The 17,183-nt window shown below is 59.6% G+C and carries 11 protein-coding genes; 2 read left to right on the forward strand and 9 right to left on the reverse strand.

Features of this window, described 5'->3' with window-relative positions; all coding sequences use genetic code 11:
- Positions 1-156: 156 nt before the first annotated feature.
- Together QEH54_RS16595 and QEH54_RS16600 are read right to left on the reverse strand one after the other, a co-directional pair.
- The gene (locus QEH54_RS16595) at positions 157-1,953 is read right to left on the reverse strand and encodes an ATP-binding protein (RefSeq protein WP_309019829.1); all 1,797 of its coding nucleotides are present in this window, start codon (positions 1,951-1,953) and stop codon (positions 157-159) included.
- 3 nt (positions 1,954-1,956) lie between these two features.
- Complete coding sequence (locus QEH54_RS16600) at positions 1,957-3,303, reverse strand: sigma-54 dependent transcriptional regulator (protein WP_309019830.1); 1,347 nt, start codon at positions 3,301-3,303, stop codon at positions 1,957-1,959.
- Between the two features lie 455 nt (positions 3,304-3,758).
- Here QEH54_RS16600 and QEH54_RS16605 point away from each other — a divergent pair, with 455 nt between their 5' ends.
- Positions 3,759-6,914 carry a beta-galactosidase gene (locus QEH54_RS16605; protein WP_309019831.1) on the forward strand — a complete coding sequence of 1,052 codons (3,156 nt, stop codon included), beginning with the start codon at positions 3,759-3,761 and terminating at the stop codon, positions 6,912-6,914.
- A gap of 94 nt (positions 6,915-7,008) precedes the next feature.
- Here QEH54_RS16605 and QEH54_RS16610 read toward each other — a convergent pair whose 3' ends face one another.
- From QEH54_RS16610 to QEH54_RS16620, 3 genes are read right to left on the reverse strand one after another with little or no spacing between them, the layout of a single operon-like run.
- Entirely contained in the window at positions 7,009-9,222 is a 2,214-nt protein-coding gene (locus tag QEH54_RS16610) for a polysaccharide biosynthesis tyrosine autokinase (RefSeq protein WP_309019832.1), read from the reverse strand.
- 23 nt (positions 9,223-9,245) lie between these two features.
- Positions 9,246-9,860, reverse strand: coding sequence for a polysaccharide biosynthesis/export family protein (locus tag QEH54_RS16615; RefSeq protein WP_309019833.1), 615 nt, complete (start codon positions 9,858-9,860; stop codon positions 9,246-9,248).
- A 51-nt stretch (positions 9,861-9,911) separates the two neighbouring features.
- Positions 9,912-10,874 carry a phosphoribosyltransferase family protein gene (locus QEH54_RS16620; protein ID WP_309019834.1) on the reverse strand — a complete coding sequence of 321 codons (963 nt, stop codon included), beginning with the start codon at positions 10,872-10,874 and terminating at the stop codon, positions 9,912-9,914.
- Positions 10,875-11,286: 412 nt separating this feature from the next.
- Here QEH54_RS16620 and QEH54_RS16625 point away from each other — a divergent pair, with 412 nt between their 5' ends.
- Positions 11,287-12,654 (forward strand): hypothetical protein, encoded by a 1,368-nt coding sequence (locus tag QEH54_RS16625; RefSeq protein WP_309019835.1) that lies wholly within the window; start codon positions 11,287-11,289, stop codon positions 12,652-12,654.
- A 20-nt stretch (positions 12,655-12,674) separates the two neighbouring features.
- Here the strand turns inward: QEH54_RS16625 and QEH54_RS16630 are convergent, their stop codons facing one another.
- The 4 genes from QEH54_RS16630 to QEH54_RS16645 are packed head-to-tail and all read right to left on the reverse strand — an operon-like array spanning position 12,675 to position 17,181.
- A complete protein-coding gene (locus QEH54_RS16630; protein ID WP_309019836.1) occupies positions 12,675-13,826 on the reverse strand; it encodes a glycosyltransferase family 4 protein in 1,152 nt (383 codons plus the stop codon).
- Entirely contained in the window at positions 13,823-14,785 is a 963-nt protein-coding gene (locus QEH54_RS16635) for a glycosyltransferase family A protein (RefSeq protein ID WP_309019837.1), read from the reverse strand. The genes QEH54_RS16630 and QEH54_RS16635 overlap by 4 nt, the downstream gene beginning before the upstream one ends.
- Before the next feature lie 17 nt (positions 14,786-14,802).
- The gene (locus QEH54_RS16640) at positions 14,803-16,074 is read right to left on the reverse strand and encodes a polysaccharide pyruvyl transferase family protein (protein WP_309019838.1); all 1,272 of its coding nucleotides are present in this window, start codon (positions 16,072-16,074) and stop codon (positions 14,803-14,805) included.
- Positions 16,075-16,083: 9 nt separating this feature from the next.
- Positions 16,084-17,181 (reverse strand): nitroreductase family protein, encoded by a 1,098-nt coding sequence (locus tag QEH54_RS16645; RefSeq protein ID WP_309019839.1) that lies wholly within the window; start codon positions 17,179-17,181, stop codon positions 16,084-16,086.
- Positions 17,182-17,183 lie beyond the last annotated feature (2 nt).

Genomic DNA, 17,183 nt, shown 5'->3' on the forward strand with positions numbered 1-17,183 from the left:
AGGGCGTGGTTATTTCGGGTGGCCTATTGCGGATTTCGCGCCACACCTTCGGCAAGGGGAGAGCCGCTGGTTCGCCATGCAAGAAGCATTGGAATCGCGGGGGTCACCATGCATTTTGCCTGATTGCCCTGGACGCAGGGCTGGGAGCGGCCTGGATCAGCTCGAGGGGCGAGAGGCATCGCTCTCGTGCTTGGGCAAGGAGAAGAACATCTCGGCCCCCTTGCTGGGGCGATTGCGGCAGCCGACGGAACCGCCGTGGGCGGCGACGATGTCCTTGCAGATGGAGAGGCCGAGACCGATGCCCTTCACCGAGTCGTGCTTGGAGGAGCGGTAGAATTTTTCGAAAACCTTGTCCACGTCCTCATCCGGGATGCCGGGCCCCTCGTCGAGGACTCCGATCTGCACTTGATCGTCGCGTCCGAGCCTAGCGTAGATGTCGATGCGGGAGTTCGCTCCGCCGTACTTGATGGCGTTCGAAATGAAATTTGAGAGGGCCACGTCGATCATGTTGGGGTCCGCCAGCACCTGCGGCAGATTGGCCTCCACTTGGGCTCTGAGGGTGATGGACTGGCTGGCGGCGTGGTGGGCATGCGCTTCGATGGCGGTTTGCACGATGCGGGCGGGGCGCACGGGAGTGGTGTTGAGCGACGGGGACTTTCGCTCCAGTCGAGCGATCTGCAGCAGGTGCTCAAGCAGGCGCTGCAGGCGTCGCAGATCTTCGGTCGCGGTTTCCAGCATCTCGCGCTGGTCCTCGTTTAAGCTGCCGATCCCCTGCTCGAGCAGGAGGTGCAGGGCCATGTTCGCTCCGGTTACGGGCGTTTTGATCTCGTGGCTGATGGTGGCGACCATGTCGCTCTTGAGCTCGTCGGAGAGGCGCAGCTGGGTGATGTCTTGCAGAATCAGGGCGCACTCGATTTCCTCGGTATCCTCGCTGTCGATACGCAGGACGGTCGGCAGGTAGTGCTGCGGGTGATTGTCGACCTTGAAGGTGATGGTTTCGTCGAATTCGGTGGTCACCATCTCTTCGCCGGTGCCGAAGACTCGCTCGATGCGAGCGTTGATCGAAGGTGGGAACGAGCTTTGCCAATCCAGTTCGTCGATCAATTCCTTGGCGGAGGGGTTGCGGTAGACGATGTCTCGCTTCGAATTGATGAAGAAGACGGGGTAGGGCAGGTTGCTGAAACACTCCTCCATGCGCCGTCGGGTGCGCAGGATCTTCTTGTCGGTCTCTCGCTTGTAGAGGCGGATGCGCTGAGCCATTTCCAGAAAGGCCTCTTCCAGACCCGAAATCTCATCCTTGCTGCTGGGCTTGAAGTCGGTTTCCCAATCGTCGTCGGCCAGTCGCGAGGCGAACTGGGCTAAGGAATCGATCGGTGTGAGGATGCGCTGGCTGAGTGAATACGCGGCCCACGCCATCAGCCCGATGCCAAGCAAAATGCCTCCGAGCACCACGTAGTAGTGGGTCCGGGCCTGCTCCTGGAATGATTGGTTGATCGCGAGAATGGTGGCGTTGCGGTCGGCGATCGCGGCTCGGCCATTGTCTTCGATCGCCGCCAGCAGGGGAATGAGCTGATCGACCTCCTGCAGATCGACCTCGTCGGCGAACTGGTCGATCGCCAGCGCCTCCAGCTGGGCGACCAGCTCGGCGAGGTCGAACTCCCGCGGGTTGCTGCTGTCCGGAGAAGGCTTCCACTCGCTGAGCACGCTTCTGTTCTCCTGGTAGATCTCCTGAGCGCTCTCGTTCTTGTCGAACTGGTTCAGGCGAATGGCTCGGCCGATTTGGGCGGTGGAGGAAAGCAGGCGCTCGATTTCGGATACCGTGGTGTAGTGAACGGTTTGAAGGGCTTCCAGTCGATCGTTGAGCTTCTTGTAGTTGTATACGGAATACAGGCAGATCGCGATGAGAAGCCCCGCCACCGGCAGCATCCCAATGTAGAGTCGCAGGCGTAGCATCGCTTAGAGAAGGCCTAGCTTCTTGCGTTTGCGGTACAGGGTGGCGGTGTCGATGCCTAGGATGTTTGCCGCGTTTTCCAGACTGTCCGTGTGTTCCAGCACCGCTCGGATGTGGGCTTCCTCCAGCTCCTGGAGACTCACTTGGCTGCCGACGCTGGCCACCACTGACGTTTTGCTTCCGGAGTTCGTCGCCAAGTTGGATGGGAGATCGTTCAGGGTGATGCGCTTGCCGGCGCTGAGGATGATGCAGCGCTCGATCATGTTGTTGAGTTCGCGCAGGTTGCCGGGCCAATCGTAGGAGAGCAGGGCGGCGCGGGCCGCGTCGTCCAGCTCGATCTTGTCGCGCCCGATCTTCTTGGCGTGAAACTCGAGGAAGCTATCGATCAAGGCGGGTAGGTCGGCTCGTCGGTTCGCAAGACCGGGCAGCTGGAGAGCGATCACGTTCAAGCGGTAGTAGAGGTCCTCGCGAAACGCCTTCTTGTCCACCGCTTCCTTGAGGTCGCGGTTGGTGGCGGCGATGATGCGCACGTTCGACTTGCGGGTCTTGGTTTCCCCCACGCGCTCGTAGCTGAAATCCTGCAGCAGGCGGAGCAGCTTGGCCTGGATCTCCAGCGGGAGGTCGCCTATCTCGTCCAGAAACAAGCTGCCTCCATCCGCGGCGTCGACCTTTCCCCAGGTGTCTTTGACGGCTCCGGTGAAGGCTCCTTTGACATGTCCGAACAGTTCGCTCTCCAGCAGCTCCTTGGAGAGGCTGGGACAATGCACGACTACGAAGGGACCGCTGCTGCGATCGCTGGCTTCGTGTATCCGCCGAGCCAATACCGTTTTGCCAGTGCCGCTGGGGCCAAGCAGAAGAATGTTGGCGTCCGATCTGGCGGCCTTGTCCGCCATGGCGTAGAGGTCCTGCATGCTCGGCTCCTTGGATTCGAAGATGAGAACGGGATCGGTGGTGGCGAGTATGGTCTCCAACTCCTTGACACGGGAAACCAGCTTGCTCTTTTCCTCCAGTTTCTTGAGCGCCTGGCGAATCTGCTCGGGTACGAATGGCTTGGGCACGTAGTCGAAGACTCCCTTGCGGGTGGCTTCGATCGCCGTCTCCACGGAGGAATAGGCGGTGAACATGATCACTGGCATGTCGTGACCGGCCTCGCGAATCCGATCGTAGACCTCCAATCCGTTTTCGCTCTCAAGGCGGAGGTCGAGGAAGATGGCGTCGACTCGGTCCTCCTCCACAATTCTCAAAGCCTGCTTGCCGTTGTAGGCGTTCAGGGCTTTGTGCCCCATGGTCTTGAGGGTCAGGGACGTGGTCTTCTGGATATTCGATTCGTCGTCTACGATCAGGATATTCATAAGCTAGTGTATGCCCTTAGCGCGATCTGCTAGGACTGCCCAGCGTAAAGCGGGACGGTCCTCGGGTTTTCGGAGTGGGCGACGGTTTCCAACACGGTATTGATAAACGCTGCACGCTCAAGCGTCTTCGACGTTCATCTTTTCGGAGCCGGCTCCGACTCGCCGATATGCCTCGCTGTATCCCGACGAAAAATACGAAGGCGTACTCGGGTGAGTACGAAGGTCATGGCAGGAGGTTTCGCTTGATTTGGCGGGAGTCCTGCTACTGGGTCGCCGAGGTTGATTCAATCTGGTTGAACGCAATGAAAACAGCGAGCGATATGGCGGAGAGGAGCGGCGGCTCGAGAGCAGCGGCGAAGCATCCTGCCAGGCTGGGCGCTTCGGTTGTCACGAGGAAATCAATACGGACTGCGCGCAGTTCTGGGGCGAATCGACGTCTCAGCTGGGCGAGCCGTTTGGCGAAGCGCTTCGTCGCGGGGCTTGGACTGATCGGCCTGGTGGCGGCTCGGGGCGTGGAACCGGTTGAGACGCCGAGCCAGCTTTCGATGAGCGAATCGGCAGCGGACGGGCGCGAGGTCGTTTCCTTTCCGATACAGTTGAAGGCGGCGAGGGAGAGGCGTCTGCCTGCGGACTGGCAAGCGGGCGCCCAAGCCCCCTATTTGCTCATAAAGCTGAGCGCTATCGCGGAGCCGTATGTGGCCCCGATGAGCATCGATACCTCCATTTTGCATGGTGATGACAGATCGGATACGGGCAGCAGCGCGGTGCAGCTGCGGAGCCATAGCTGGCATCAAGGGCTTTTCCTTCCGGATCTATCGCATTTGCCAAGGGGGCATTCCGTCGAATGGGCGGAGTTTCACGCGCACGTGCAATGGGTGGAGCGGGAAGGGCCGGCGAGCATGAGGTTCTACAGAATGCTGAAGCCTTGGAACGAAAACGCCTCCTGGACGGACAATGGGCTCGATTCCCAGCTCGTCCTTTGGGATGGCTTGAGGAAATCGGTAGACTACTCGGACGACCCCTTCAGCCGGTGGTCGTCGGGAGGGAACGCTCTGCTCGCGGGGCCACTGATCGTTCCCGGTTTTGGATCGATGGTCGCAAGCTGGTTGGACGGATCCGAGGCCAATTTCGGATTCCTGGCCCAACTCAGCGGAGAGGCGACTCAGGTCAACCTCTCGTCCAGCGAGACTCGGCGCGAGCGGAGCGAAGACTGGATACTCTCCGGAGGCGGCGAACCCATCGAGCTGGAGTTCGAGGTCGATCCCGACGCCCTCTGGCGAATCTGTCCCAGCAGCAAGGACTTACGGGAGGCCTGGCTCGTGCTCGCTGCGCGAAACAGCGGGGGAAATCCCATGCCGATCGCGTCGGTGGAAGTCGAAGGGAAACGCATGGCCTGGTCCTTCTCTCAGGGAGCGCTCACGGTGACGGGGTTGTCGGAGCTCTTGCGGGATCGGCTGGCGGACGCCGACGAAACTGCTGCTTTCCACCTCACAGTCCGAGCCCGCCCTGGTCTGGCCATCGCTGGAGCCGCGGCGGATGAGGCGAACAGGCCCCGCTTAAGCGTGGGGCTGCCGGAGAAGGAACGGCATTCGCTATTCGATCACGCGATAAAGCCTCGTAGTGGCGTATACACTACAGTGGAGAATGGCCATCTGTCCTATGGGGGCGAGCGCTTGCGCTTGTGGGGCACCTTGGGACGAGGCGACGCGGACAGGCTGCGCAAGATGGGCTTCAACGCATGGAGGCTGTGGCCCATGGGTGTAGGGGGTTACGATTCTCGGTTCGGTGGCGCGGGCAAGTTGCCGGCCATCGTTCCTGGCGATGGCTCGGAGATGGATACCTTGGACCGCGCGGTGGCCGACATGAAGGAGAGCGGCATCTTCATCATGGCAACGCAACTGATGGGCATGGTGCCGGTACATGCCTTGCTAGCGGATGATTCCTTCGTCTCTCAAGGGGAGGATTGGGAGCAGTGGAAGGGGGCCATCGCAGCGAGCGAAGTGTCCAACGGGCCGCGCTTGTTCGCATTTGTGGACGAGCGTCTGCTTGAGGCCCGTCTGGCCCACATCGAAAACGTGTTGAATCACGTGAATCCGTATACGAATCGTCGATACGCGGAAGAGGAGGCGATCGCTATTTGGGAGCTGAACAACGAATTCGGTTTCGTGCCCCGCCTGCTTGAAGGAGACTACCAGAGCTGGCCGGAGTACTTCCGATCGAAGCTGCGCCAGCGATGGAACGCTTGGGTGCTCGAGCGCTATCGATCCGAAGGCGAGCTGCTGCAGGCGTGGGACGCTCTCAGCGACGGTGAGACTTGGGGAGCGGTGCGACTGGGGCCGAGTTTCGCGCAGCGCCAGGGCTTCTCCGAACAGCGCGCCTCGGACTTCGTGCGCTTTGTGATCGAGCTGGCTGACCGGCATTACCAGACCCTGCGGACCCACGCTCGGGCCCAGGCTCCCGAAGGAGTCGGCGTGGCGGTCGCGCCGTTTAGCTTCGACACCCAGTATCGGCACAGCATCCCCTGGCTCTATTCGCAAAGCCGTAGCGATGTTGCCAGCTTTGGAAACTATTTCTGGACCATGGGAAGCGAGCTTGGCGAACGCCCCTCCGCGAGCGTCATGGACAGCCTGACGGTGCACGGAAAGCCTACCATCATCTACGAAACGAACCGCGCCCGTCCCAGCCCTTTCCGAGCGGAGTATCCTCACAAGCTGGCTGCCTTGGCCTCCTGGCAGGATTGGGATGCCGTTTTCTTTCACTACTGGCAAGGGGACAAGGCTAGCGACCTTTCGTACCTGCTCGCTGACATGCCGTATCCAACGATTGAGCACTATTGGAGCGCGGTTCATCATCAGAGCGACCCGGTGATGACCTCCGCCATGGCCATCGCTGGACGGTTCTTTTTGCAGAACCGTCTGCCAGCCGGGCCTCAACCCGTGAGGTACCATTTCGGGCCGGATTCGATCTTCAGCTACGAGTTCGCCAGCGGGCCCAGCGTGGGCAACGCCGCCTTCGAGCAAGGGGCCAGGATCGTCTTCGACGACGTGGCCGGCGAACACTGGAGCGAGGGACGGAATCCGCAGCCAGGGACGGGGCAAGTCCGATCAGGCGAAGCGGTGTTGTGGGATTGGGAAAACGAGCGTCTGGTCATCGACACGCCGACCGCCAAGGCCTACGTCGGTCCTTTGCATGGCGGCTCCTGGCGCTGGTCGGATGGATTCGAGCTGACCAGTCCAGCGCCGTGGATCGCCTTCGCCATGGTGAGAAGCGGCCCCCAGCCCGACGGCGGGCAGCGCTGGCTCGTGAGCTCGGTGGCGGATGCGTACAACAAAGGCTTTGCTATGGAGAAAACGGACTCCAGCGATCCGACCGCACAGGCGAAAGCCATCCTCGAACGAGGCCGCTGGCCGGTGGTGGTGGAGCCGATCGAGTTTCGCTTGAGCTTTCCTGGAAGCGGTCGTCTGACGGTGAAGGCCTACGACTTCGCCCTTAGACTGATCGATACCAGTGCTCCCGTGTCCGGCTTTTTGGATACGCAGGAAGGGGAAAGCGAAACGAAACCCAAGGCGCCGATCTGGATACGGGAACTGATCTGGGAAGAGTCGCCTTAGCGGGCAGGGACGCTCCGAAGCGACTGTTCGAGCCCCGCGTCCTATCGAATGGGAGCGGTACCGATTTCACGCGATTGGATCGACCGAAGCGCGATCAGTATGCGTATTTCTTTTGCGCATACGCGTAGCTGTAGCCTGCGTAGTACGAGGAGCCGGAGCGGTTTCTCGGCATTCCGTTCATGATGATGCGAATAAATCGTTTTTGCCGTTGCTCGAAACGAGCCAGAGATTTCTGCACATAGCTGCTGTCCGCTTTGTTGAAGCGGCAGATGTAGAGGATCTCGTCCGAGTAGCGAGCGAGCCCTTCCGCATCTGGGAAGACGCCTACCGGAGGCGTGTCGAGGATCACCACTTCGAAGGCGCTGCGCAGGGTGCGCAAGAGGTGCGGGAGCTCGCTGGTGGCGAGATTCTCCAGAAGCTTGGAGCTGACGGCTCCGGAGCGGAGCAGCCACAGTCCGGGCTGCACTTCCACCAAGCCGAGATCGGGATCGGTCAGTGGGTCGGAGTTCACCAGTGCGTGCGGGTTGTGCAGTTTCGGAATGATGCCGCGATCGTTCTTCAAGCCGAAGATCTTGTGCAGGCAAGGGCGGCGAAAGTCCGCGTCGACCAGCAGCGTCTTTTTCCCGTATTGAGTGCAGGACGACGCGAAGTTGCTTGCCACGAAGGTCTTGCCTTCGCCTGGCACAGTGCTGGTGACCAGGTAGGTCTTGGAGAAGGCTACCGTTTCCGCCGGTGAGATGTTGGATTGGATGCTGCGAAAAGATTCCAGCACCGGCTGGGCGGACTGGTGGGCCACGATGAGATCGCGGTCGCGCCGGCGGATGCCCCGCGATCGAGGTATCTCGCTGAGCAGCTCTCGGTTTTCCGAGTGTCCGATTTCGCTGTAGGATTTGATGCGCCCGTCGATGCTTGCCAATACCACTGGGAAGCCCAGAAAGAGGGAGCCACCCAGCCCGACGGATACGATGAGCACCAGCCCGAGGTTGGGTGAAACAGGCTTGATCGGTAGGGAGGCGGGATCCACGAGTTTCACGTTCGGCTCGTCCAGCTGCTTGGCCAGATCGGTTTCCTGCTTGCGCTCCAGCACTTTCAGGTAGGTCGCTTTGGTGGTTTCAAGTTGACGCTCCAGCGCTTCGTATCCAGCGGCGAGCTCGTCCAGGCGAAGCGATTCCTGCTCGACCTGGGTCAACTCCTCGCGAAGTCGTTCCTCGTCCTCGATCGCCTTTTCTAGCTGCAGGGTGGCGATGCTGTGGATTGCTTTCGCTTGCTCGTCGAGCACGGAATTCAGCGAATTGATGGCATCCTGATTTCCAATCATGGCCGGGTGCGCTTTTCCGTAGCGTTCGGAGAGCACGCCGCGCTCGACCAGCTTTAGGTCGAGCTCTCGTTGCGTTTCCATCATTTCCGGAGACTGGGTGGCCGCAGCGAGCTTTTGCAGGTCGCCGTCCTGGTAGATGGCGTCGATCTGCTGACGCTGCGAGGTGAGCTCGATCCGTTTCAGGCGGGCCTTGGTGTGAGCGTCGTCCAACTGTCTCAAGCGCTCGATGACGATGTTCTGCTTGTCCTTGAGGGCTACTAGGTTGTTTTCGAGACGGTAGCTTTGCATCCTCGACTCGAGGCTGGCGATCTCCGACCCAAGATCTTCGGACTTCTGGGCAAGAAATGTATTCGCAGTCTCAATACTCGAATCGTTGGATCTCGCCAGGCCGTCGACATAGACCTTCGCCATGCGGTCAGCGATCAGTTGGGCGGCGAACGGATTGCGGTGGGTGACGGTGATTCGGACAAACATGGTGTCTTTGACTCGCCCCACCCGAACCGTTTCGTTCAGCAGGCTAGCCGCCTTTTCTTCGATGCTCTTGGGCGGAGCTTCCGTTTGTGGAACGAGCATGCTCAGGTAGCGTTTCGCTTCGTTCTTGACGGTCTTCAGCAGGTTCGTCTGCGGTGGGCCTTCTCCTGGGATCAGTCCGTAGCTCGCGAGGACCAGCTCCAGTTCCTCCTCGGAAAACGATTTCGCGACCTCGGCGAGAAAGGACGACGTGGTCAGCTGCTCGATCTGAGTGCTCAGAAACGAGTCCAGAAAGTCCTGCTCCACTTCGGTGTTCACCACCTGTTCCACGTTGAGCACCATCTCCTTCGAGCGCTCGACGAGAAGCCCGGCGCTGGTTTCGTACTCCGCTGGCCGTGTGAGCAGGTAGGAAGCGAGAAGCAGTGAGACGCTCAGCGCGATCAGGGCGGAGCTGACCCAACGCTCGCGAATAGCGAGCATCAGGTTGCGAAAGTCGGATGTTGATGATGTATCAGGCATGTTTTCCTATCGTGTAGGTGATTTTAAAATACGCTTTCCGGAACGAAAATGACGTCGTTTGGCCGCACGCGAAACTCCTCACGCTTGTCGGTGCCCTTGAGCAAGGCGGCGACATCGACCACGAAGACCTGTTCCTCGCCGTTTTCGGCCCGACGAGTCACGCGCACCGCGCTGGCTTGGGCGCGGCGGGATGTACCACCAGCTCTGCCGATGGCGGACAGGATGCCCATGTTTTCCGTTGCGAGGGGAAACCGAATCACGCCCGGGTCGTTGACTTCACCCACTACCGAAACCTCGTGCAGATAACGTTCGTCGATCGCTAGCGAAACCTTTGGGCGCTTGAGAATGTCTCTGTCGAGATACAGCTTTTCGATGAGCTGCTCGGCATCCTGCACTGTGAGACCGCCGATCGTGACCGTACCGAGCAGCGGTATGGAAACTTTCCCTACGTTGTCCAATTGACTTTCTTCGATGCACAGACCGGGTTCGTCGAAGACCGTGATGCTTATGATGTCTCTTGGAAGAATCGGGATGCTGGTATGGGAGGTCTCGGCGGCATGGACACAGGCGTATCCAAACGTCAATGCGGTGACAAGGCGTAGAATCAAAGGCATGGGTGTGGTTCGAGCGCGTTTCATCGGCTATGGGATCGTTGGTTCGGGCTTCGGTTGTCGATCAAATCTACGTCGCTACTTCGCTAGGCCCGGTTTGCGAATCATCTGACTCAGGTGTCGGCGAGCGTTTAAGAGGAACCAGTGAACCCTGCTGGAGAGCTTGGCTTTGCTGATGCCGGGCTCCACGCCGGGATAGATCATCTGGCGCGTATCCATGCAGAAGACAGGCATGTCGGAGGCATTTGAGATTTCGATGGCTTGGGTGATGGAGCTCTCGATGAAAAGGCGCGATCGGGTTCGTTTGTAGACCTCGGCCTTGTACGACCCGTGGGAGCGAGCCTTGCGCCGGGCCTGGGCGTCGGGCAGATCCATCATGACGAGCTCCTTGTAGACCACGCCGTGCTTTTCGAGCCACGCTTCCGTGAGGTCCCGGTACTTCTCCAAGCGGCAGGTGACGAGTCGACCGATCGGCTGGCTTGGCAGGTTGAAAGGAGGCACTGACGAGATAAAGTCCCGGTACCGGTCGCCGTCGTCGTTCTCCATTTCGCTCGGGTCGCGGCAAAGCACCCCATCGATGTCCACGCATGATTCCTCCAGCAGGTCGTGGTGCAGTATGTTCCATTCGAATACGCGTGGCGTATCGAGCAGCTCGCAAGCGTAGTCCACCATGGTTTGAGTCCCCGGGCGGACGTAGACGGCACCGTACAGGATAGTGTGCTTCCGACTTAGTTCGCTCAGGCTTTGCTTCACCTTCGAAAGCTGGCCCCCGGACCTGAGACTGTCATCAACGACCAGGACCTTGAGCCCCTCGCGCTTCAGATCGATCTTGCGACCCTTGAATCTCGGGCCGGTGCTGAGAATCCTGCCATCCAGGTAGCCCTTCACGTCGGACATGGGCACGTTTGTATAGAGGGCGAGGAGATTGGCGACCAGCAGCCCGCTGCGGGGAACTCCTACGATAAGGTCGAGATCCCGTGGAAGCTCATGCGTCCATTGGACCAGTTGATCGCAAAGATTGCTAACGCTTCGGTAGTTCATAGTGTAATGATCGATCTAATACGCTTTTGCAACGGTTTGGCGCAGGGTTGAGACAATATGGGCCTAGCGGCGCAAGCTTGTCGCAAATGCTGGTTTAAGAGTTGGTTAGGATTCAGGAAGTGGCTTCGCTAAAGCAAGTGACAGACCATTGCGGCGGCCCTTACGGAGAGGCGCGTAACAGGATGGCAAATTAGGTGGCTTGATCAAAATGAAGCGGCGAATCGCAATTTTGGATACGGAATTCGAGCAGGAATGAGGGCGGTTTGTGGCATGTCGATTGCTAGCTGGGCAGGCGCTACGCTGGACAGGAGTTTCGCCCGATGTGGCGCTCGTCGAAGGTGAACGCTTATGCCTGTCGGCAATCCAGAATGAACGTAGTTGGAATGAAATACACGAGTAGACGATTACCCTTATGAGACCTACGGTTGCAGACTCGCTTTGGTACCCGCGGCCGAACGTTTTCGTGGATACGCGGCTCTCGCCGGACAGGGACGTGGCCAACGAGTGGGGCAGGCGGGAGCGTCTCTATTTTCTGCTAGTTCTCGGGCTCGTCTCGTTTCCCAGTACGTCGCTTTACTATGCGGCTCCAGTTGTCGCGCTTTTGTTGCTTCGCACTCCAGGCGTGGTGGCGTGGTGCGCAAAATGGTGCATGGCGCTGGCCTTTCTGAGTTTTGTTTCCTTCAGCTTTCTACTCGCCAGAGGAGTCGAGTTAAGTCTCCCAGCGGCAGCGTTTTATCCCGTCACGCATGGCGTCATGCTGCTGCTGCCCGTGTACGCTCGCTTTTTGCCGAGAATGAACGAGGAGAGCTGGCAGTGGCTGCTCAAGGTGCTGGGCGGATGGCTCATTTTGCAATCGGCGATAGGCGTTATGCAGTTCGCGCTGGGGCAGAATGGAGACATGGTCAGCGGGACCTTTGGATTCTTCGACGTGTTTCGCGGGTCGGTCACTATTTCCCAGGTCATGTTTACCTGTACGGTGTTTCCTGTAAGCCTCGTACTTCTCGCCAGCGGGAGAAGGCGTTGGTTAACCCTAGCCGCCCTTTCGGGGCTTTTCGCAGCGATCCTGGCTCAGTCCGGCCACCAGACGATCTTTCTCTTCGCTTCGGCGGTAGCGCTCGCGATCCTGCAGGGTAAGCGAGTGAAGCTGATGCTGGGAGTCGTGCTGATCGGGGCGCTGTTTGCCATCACCTTGTTGAGTTTTCACCCGACGACGCTTGAGACCACGCATAGCTGGTACCGTAAAACCATCGTTCACGAATCGCCCAAGAAGAACGTGGCCCTGGCGGGCATCGATGAACTGGGAAATCCGAGCGCGTTTTTCTTTGGCGTAGGCCCGGGGCAATTCTGCAGCCGGGCCGGCTTGATCGCATCCGGCAAGTACCTCACGGTGAGCTTTCCTTCGTTTCTGGTGGAGCCGTCCCACGCGTATCGGGAGATCATCGAGCCGCAGCGAAAGCGCTACAAGGAAGTGGGAGAAAGCAGCGCCATCGCCCAGCCCTACGCCTCGGCAATTGCGATCCCTTTGGAATGGGGCGTGCCAGTGGCCGCGACGCTGCTCTTCTTTTTCGGGCGGACCCTGTTTCGCAACATAGCGGTCCTGAGGAAGAGCGACGGCGAGCGAGCCCGATTGGCCTATGTCGTTTCAACCGTTCTGATGGCCTTCTTCCTCTGCTGCTTCGTGGAGAACTACGTGGAGTTCGTGCAAGGCGTGACCATCCCGGCGCTGCTGCTTTGCTTGGCTGGTCAGCGTATCCAGAAGTTGGGGAAGGACACCGCCTAGAAACTCGCGGTTTCTCCGGTTCAGGTGGAGGTTTTGGCCAGTTGCGGCGAGACGGCTAGTTTTGGCGGCAGCTCGCCAGTCGAGCGCCGATAGATGACGGCGAGGCGCTCTACGTATCGTTTAGGATCGCAGCTCATGAGTGCGAAGTTGTATCCATTGACGCTGAGCAGCGCGGTCTCTCTCTCGAGCGTTCGCGGGTTCTGATTCAAAAAATCGGCGAAGAGTTCGGCGCGTTCTCCAGGGGCTACGAAGGCGGCTTGGCGTTTCTGGAGCTCCTTGGAAAGGGCGGCCTCTTGGGAGAGCAGCACGGGGACGCCTCGGCCGGCCGCATCGATGATGCTGTTTCCAAATCCTTCCCAGCGAGGAAGGTGAATGTACACGCTGGCGTTGTTGAGAACCTCCGCCTTTTCCGAGCCGTACACGGGATCGCGCAAGGCGACGTTCGAAGGCAGCGACGTTTCGAAGTCGCGGAAGGAGGCGCTTGAGGGTCTGGCACCGTAGAGGTGGAAGGAGAAGGACGGACAGCGCTTAGCAACCTGGCAAATCAGGTCTAGCCCCTTGTGCTCCACATCGAACCGGCCGAGGTAGACGGCGGTCCTTTGCCGGACTTTTCCTTCCCATGAAAAGGTGAGTCCCGTTTCGTCAAGGCTTGGGTTGTGAAGGACGGCGCACGATCTCTGCTTCGGGGCGAATGCTTGGACCTCTCCGACCTCGTCCCCGGTCAGGCAAATGACCGTATCCGCGTTTTGGATCAAGCGCCGCTCGTGCGCCACCGCGTAAATCGACTTCAGAGCTCGGTTACGCTTAAGAATATGCGGCGAAAGTCCTCCGGCCGGATGGGCGATGTACTTGGTTTTGCGATACAGTCTGATAGCGGAGAAGAGTAGGGCGTTTCGGTAGTGAAAAACGGAGTAGACGTGTAGCAGGTCCGGAGCGTTCTCCGATTTCAGTTCCCGGATCAGGACTGGCAGAGAGGTGGTTTTGTCGAGGACCAGAAGGCGTATTCCGTTCTGCTGAGCGAAACTCACCGCCTCAGGTCGTGCGGACTCGAAAAGAGCGATGGTAGGGCGGATGCCGTAACGGTTCTGCATGGCCGCCGTCTTCCAGATGCGGTTGCTGATGCCATTGGTCGATTCGACCGCTGGGTTGGCGCTGAGATGCCAAACGTTCATCGCGTTGAAGCTCTCTGCCTAGCTAGCTCCCGCAGGTAGCTGATAAGCGATACCGCTCTGAGGTACCAGAGCGTGGCCATCACCGGGAGAATGAGCATAGGAGCTTTGCCGGGCTGGACTTCCGACAGTTTGCGAAACGCCCTGATGGGATCAAAGGGGAGGAGGCAGCGCGTGAGCTTGTTTCGAATCATCGGAGCGTGGCGTCCGCTGTCGTTGCCGATCGCCACGCTGCCTTGGGAGGTTCGTCTTTCCTTGCGGACCAGCTGGGAGAAGCCGCGAGCGGGCTTGTGGACGATGGCTTGAGGGCAGTAGCTGATCAGGTAGCCCTGGCTGCTGGCAAGTTTCGTCCAACGAACGTCCCCTCCGCTTCTGATCGCTGAAGGAAACGGACCAAGGGTTTCGAACACCTCGCGCTTGACGAACAGGTTGGCAGTCGCGGCGAAACCGAAACGAGTGATGGTGCGTTCGTTTTGAATGTTTTTGATCGAGTCCACAATCTCGCCGAGCGAGGGCCGCGCTGAATAAGTGAATACGACATTCCCTCCGAGCAGGTCGCAGTCGTTTTCCACCATTGCTCGCAACCCGGTTATCAGCCAGCTTTCAGACGGTACGCAGGACGCGTCGAGGAAGATGAGCACGTCACCGATGGCGTTTACGACGCCGAGATTGCGGGCGGAATAGGGACTGGAATCGTGCGAAAGCTCCTGCAGGAAGTAAACGTCGTCATGAGCTTTCGCGACGGATTCGGTTTCGTCGCTCGACCCATTGTCCACCACGATGACCTCTGTATTGGGAAGCTGCTCGAGCTGCGGCCTGAGCGCTTTCAGCGTTTGCTCGAGCAGGCGGGCGTCGTTTTTGACCGGTATTATGATGCTGGCTTTCAGTCGACGAACCATCGTCTCGAAGTCCGTAATGGGATCGGTTTCGATGGTCGCTCCTCTTGTCGGTCCTGTATTCATGATGTGGAGCAAGACGGTTAGGCGGTGGCCTTTTCGGCAGTCGGCGTTCGTATGAAATCGATGATCTCCTGCCACATCCTGTCCACGCTGCCCTTTCGAGCGGTCTCCGCGATGCGGAGGCGTTGAATCAGGTTCTCGCGGGAATCCGATGTGAGCAGGTAGTCGATGCGGGCTCTCAGTTCCGTGGGAGAGATGTCGACGTCGACGAGGCATTCGGAGCAATCGTAGTCCTCGAAGAGCATGCGGTACTTATGGCTCCAGCTGGTGCCCAGCGAAGGCACGGCTTGAGAAAGGGCGTTGACCAGGCCGTGGAAACGGGAGCCGATCGTCACGAGCGCCGTGGAGATGATCGCTTTTATCTTGAAGGGATCCTCTTCGAGCACGATTTCCGTGTCCGGATACTTGGCCTGCAGTTCCCTGGCCAGTACGATGTCCTGACCGGAGCTGTCATGGATGAGCAAATACGGTTTCGTATTTCGACTCTTGAGGTGGCTTAGGCTGCGCGAGAGAAACTCCCGGTACGTGTCCCCGGTTTGGGATTCGGTGTGGGTGACCATTTTGTAGTTGGGTATCACGCACGCTCTGCCCACCAAGTCCTCGCGCGTGCTGGTGGCATGCCTACGGGTGGTGAAGTCCGGCGACAAGCGCAGCTTGCTGGGCTCGACGAAGGGAAGGGCCGCTTCGAAGGAGAGGCGATCTCGGGCGAAAAGGAGGTCGGCGGTGTTGGCCAGTCTCGCGAAGGCTTGTTGACAATCATCGCTTTGGAAGGGACCGATCTGTTGCGGCAGGAGAACGACCGCCCCCCCTCGCTTTTTGATCTGTTCGTAGTAGACGGCGGAGCGCAGGATCCTCTCCGCCCCGAAGGCTTCGCCGTACGCGTATCCGGCCAGATCGAGCGCGATGTCGATATCCGATGGGAGCAGGGAGTCGGCGTCGCGCGCCTTTCGAGCCCACTGCAGCGAACCCACCGTCTTGGTGAGGAGACCGGATCCGGATACGTCCGGCGCCTTGACGCTGGTGGAGCGCTTCTTTTGGCAGCCGTAGAAGGTGGCGAGTCCGTTGAGCATGTTGCGAACGACATAGGGCTGGTTCGCGTGCAGCCACACCACATTCCTCAGACCTAGGGCGCTCTTCTGCTCAGCGGTACCGTGCAGGTGGTTGATGGCGAGCTGGCAGTTCGGCAGGCGCTCCCTCAGTTCGAACACGGCGGTTCGGAGCATCAGCTCGGCCCCTTTGTTTCGAAACGCGGCTCCAGTGAGCTCGATGGTTCGGTATGCCTTTTTCTTCATCGCGTAGTCCTATGTTTGATACGTTCTAAGGTTCTCCAACGACTGCTTCTGCGATCGCGGGACGTGACCCGTGGGATCGGGGTAGCCGAAGGCGATCAGCATGATCACCCTCTGGTGCGCCTTGAGGCCAAGCTCTTTCGCCATGGTTCGCTCCAGCGGCTCGATGTCCGGCCAGTTGATGCAGCACGAGCTCAGACCCTGCGACTCCAAGGCGAGCACGAACGACATCGCGGAAAGGGAGGCGTCGATATAGATGACGTGACGGTCGCGCTCGGAGAAGTAGGCGCTTTGATCTCCGATCAGCACCGCGAGCGCGGGCACGTTTTGCGAATAGCCCTTGGTGCCGTTCGGAATCGCGGCGATGCGGCTGGCCTCAGCGGGATTGTCGAAAATGCGGTAGTGGTAGGGCTGACGATTGCAGGCGCTGGGGGCCTGGGCGGCGACTTCCAGGGCTTGGTCGGTGAGCGATCGCGGCACGGTCTTGGGGCGGTACCACCTGACGGAGCGGCGTCGAACGCTGAGAGCCCTCAGGGCATCGTAGTCTACGCTCGGCCCGGAACTCAGATCGCGTTGATAGGGCGTTCTCGGATCCTGGGATGCCGGTTCGCCGCTTCGCATGAAGCGATTGCGGGCGCCTCGAACTTCGTCCCGATTTCCCACTGCGTAGAAGTATTCGCCCAGCACGTCGCGGGACCACTGGAGTTCGTCCTTGTACGTCTCCGCGTGGGGCCCGCTCTTGAGGGAAAGGTAGGCCTCAACCGTCTCGTCGATGTAGTCCACGGCGAAGACCTTTCTCCGGGGGCGCATGATGAGGCCTTTTTCGAGCCGATGCACGTTGCGGCGAAGGCCGTACACCGACGCGGACGCGGAAGCGAGGCTTTGCTGGTAGACCAGTTTCCCTGCCAAGGTGGTTTGCTGCTCGCGGGAGAAGGCGGACGAGCCGAGGGCGTAGTAGAGGGCGCTGAGGACCCGGGAGCGAGCGGCCAGTCGCAGGGGAGCGTTGCGCAGCGGCTTGATCACCTCCGAGTTCAAGCGCTTGAAGAACGCGTAGGTGGCGGAACCGCGACGGATGCCCGCGAGAGCGAAGATCGATTTCACATTTTCCATGG

This window comes from Pelagicoccus sp. SDUM812003, assembly GCF_031127815.1.
GTDB lineage: Bacteria > Verrucomicrobiota > Verrucomicrobiia > Opitutales > Opitutaceae > Pelagicoccus.

Excerpts from the sequence above, each read along its gene's own strand:
- QEH54_RS16595 (WP_309019829.1), bottom strand. The coding sequence starts at position 1,953 with ATGCTACGCCTGCGACTCTACATTGGGATGCTGCCGGTGGCGGGGCTT.
- QEH54_RS16600 (WP_309019830.1), bottom strand. The coding sequence starts at position 3,303 with ATGAATATCCTGATCGTAGACGACGAATCGAATATCCAGAAGACCACG.
- QEH54_RS16610 (WP_309019832.1), bottom strand. The coding sequence starts at position 9,222 with ATGCCTGATACATCATCAACATCCGACTTTCGCAACCTGATGCTCGCT.
- QEH54_RS16615 (WP_309019833.1), bottom strand. The coding sequence starts at position 9,860 with ATGAAACGCGCTCGAACCACACCCATGCCTTTGATTCTACGCCTTGTC.
- QEH54_RS16620 (WP_309019834.1), bottom strand. The coding sequence starts at position 10,874 with ATGAACTACCGAAGCGTTAGCAATCTTTGCGATCAACTGGTCCAATGG.
- QEH54_RS16625 (WP_309019835.1), top strand. The coding sequence starts at position 11,287 with ATGAGACCTACGGTTGCAGACTCGCTTTGGTACCCGCGGCCGAACGTT.
- QEH54_RS16630 (WP_309019836.1), bottom strand. The coding sequence starts at position 13,826 with ATGAACGTTTGGCATCTCAGCGCCAACCCAGCGGTCGAATCGACCAAT.
- QEH54_RS16635 (WP_309019837.1), bottom strand. The coding sequence starts at position 14,785 with ATGAATACAGGACCGACAAGAGGAGCGACCATCGAAACCGATCCCATT.
- QEH54_RS16640 (WP_309019838.1), bottom strand. The coding sequence starts at position 16,074 with ATGAAGAAAAAGGCATACCGAACCATCGAGCTCACTGGAGCCGCGTTT.
- QEH54_RS16645 (WP_309019839.1), bottom strand. The coding sequence starts at position 17,181 with ATGGAAAATGTGAAATCGATCTTCGCTCTCGCGGGCATCCGTCGCGGT.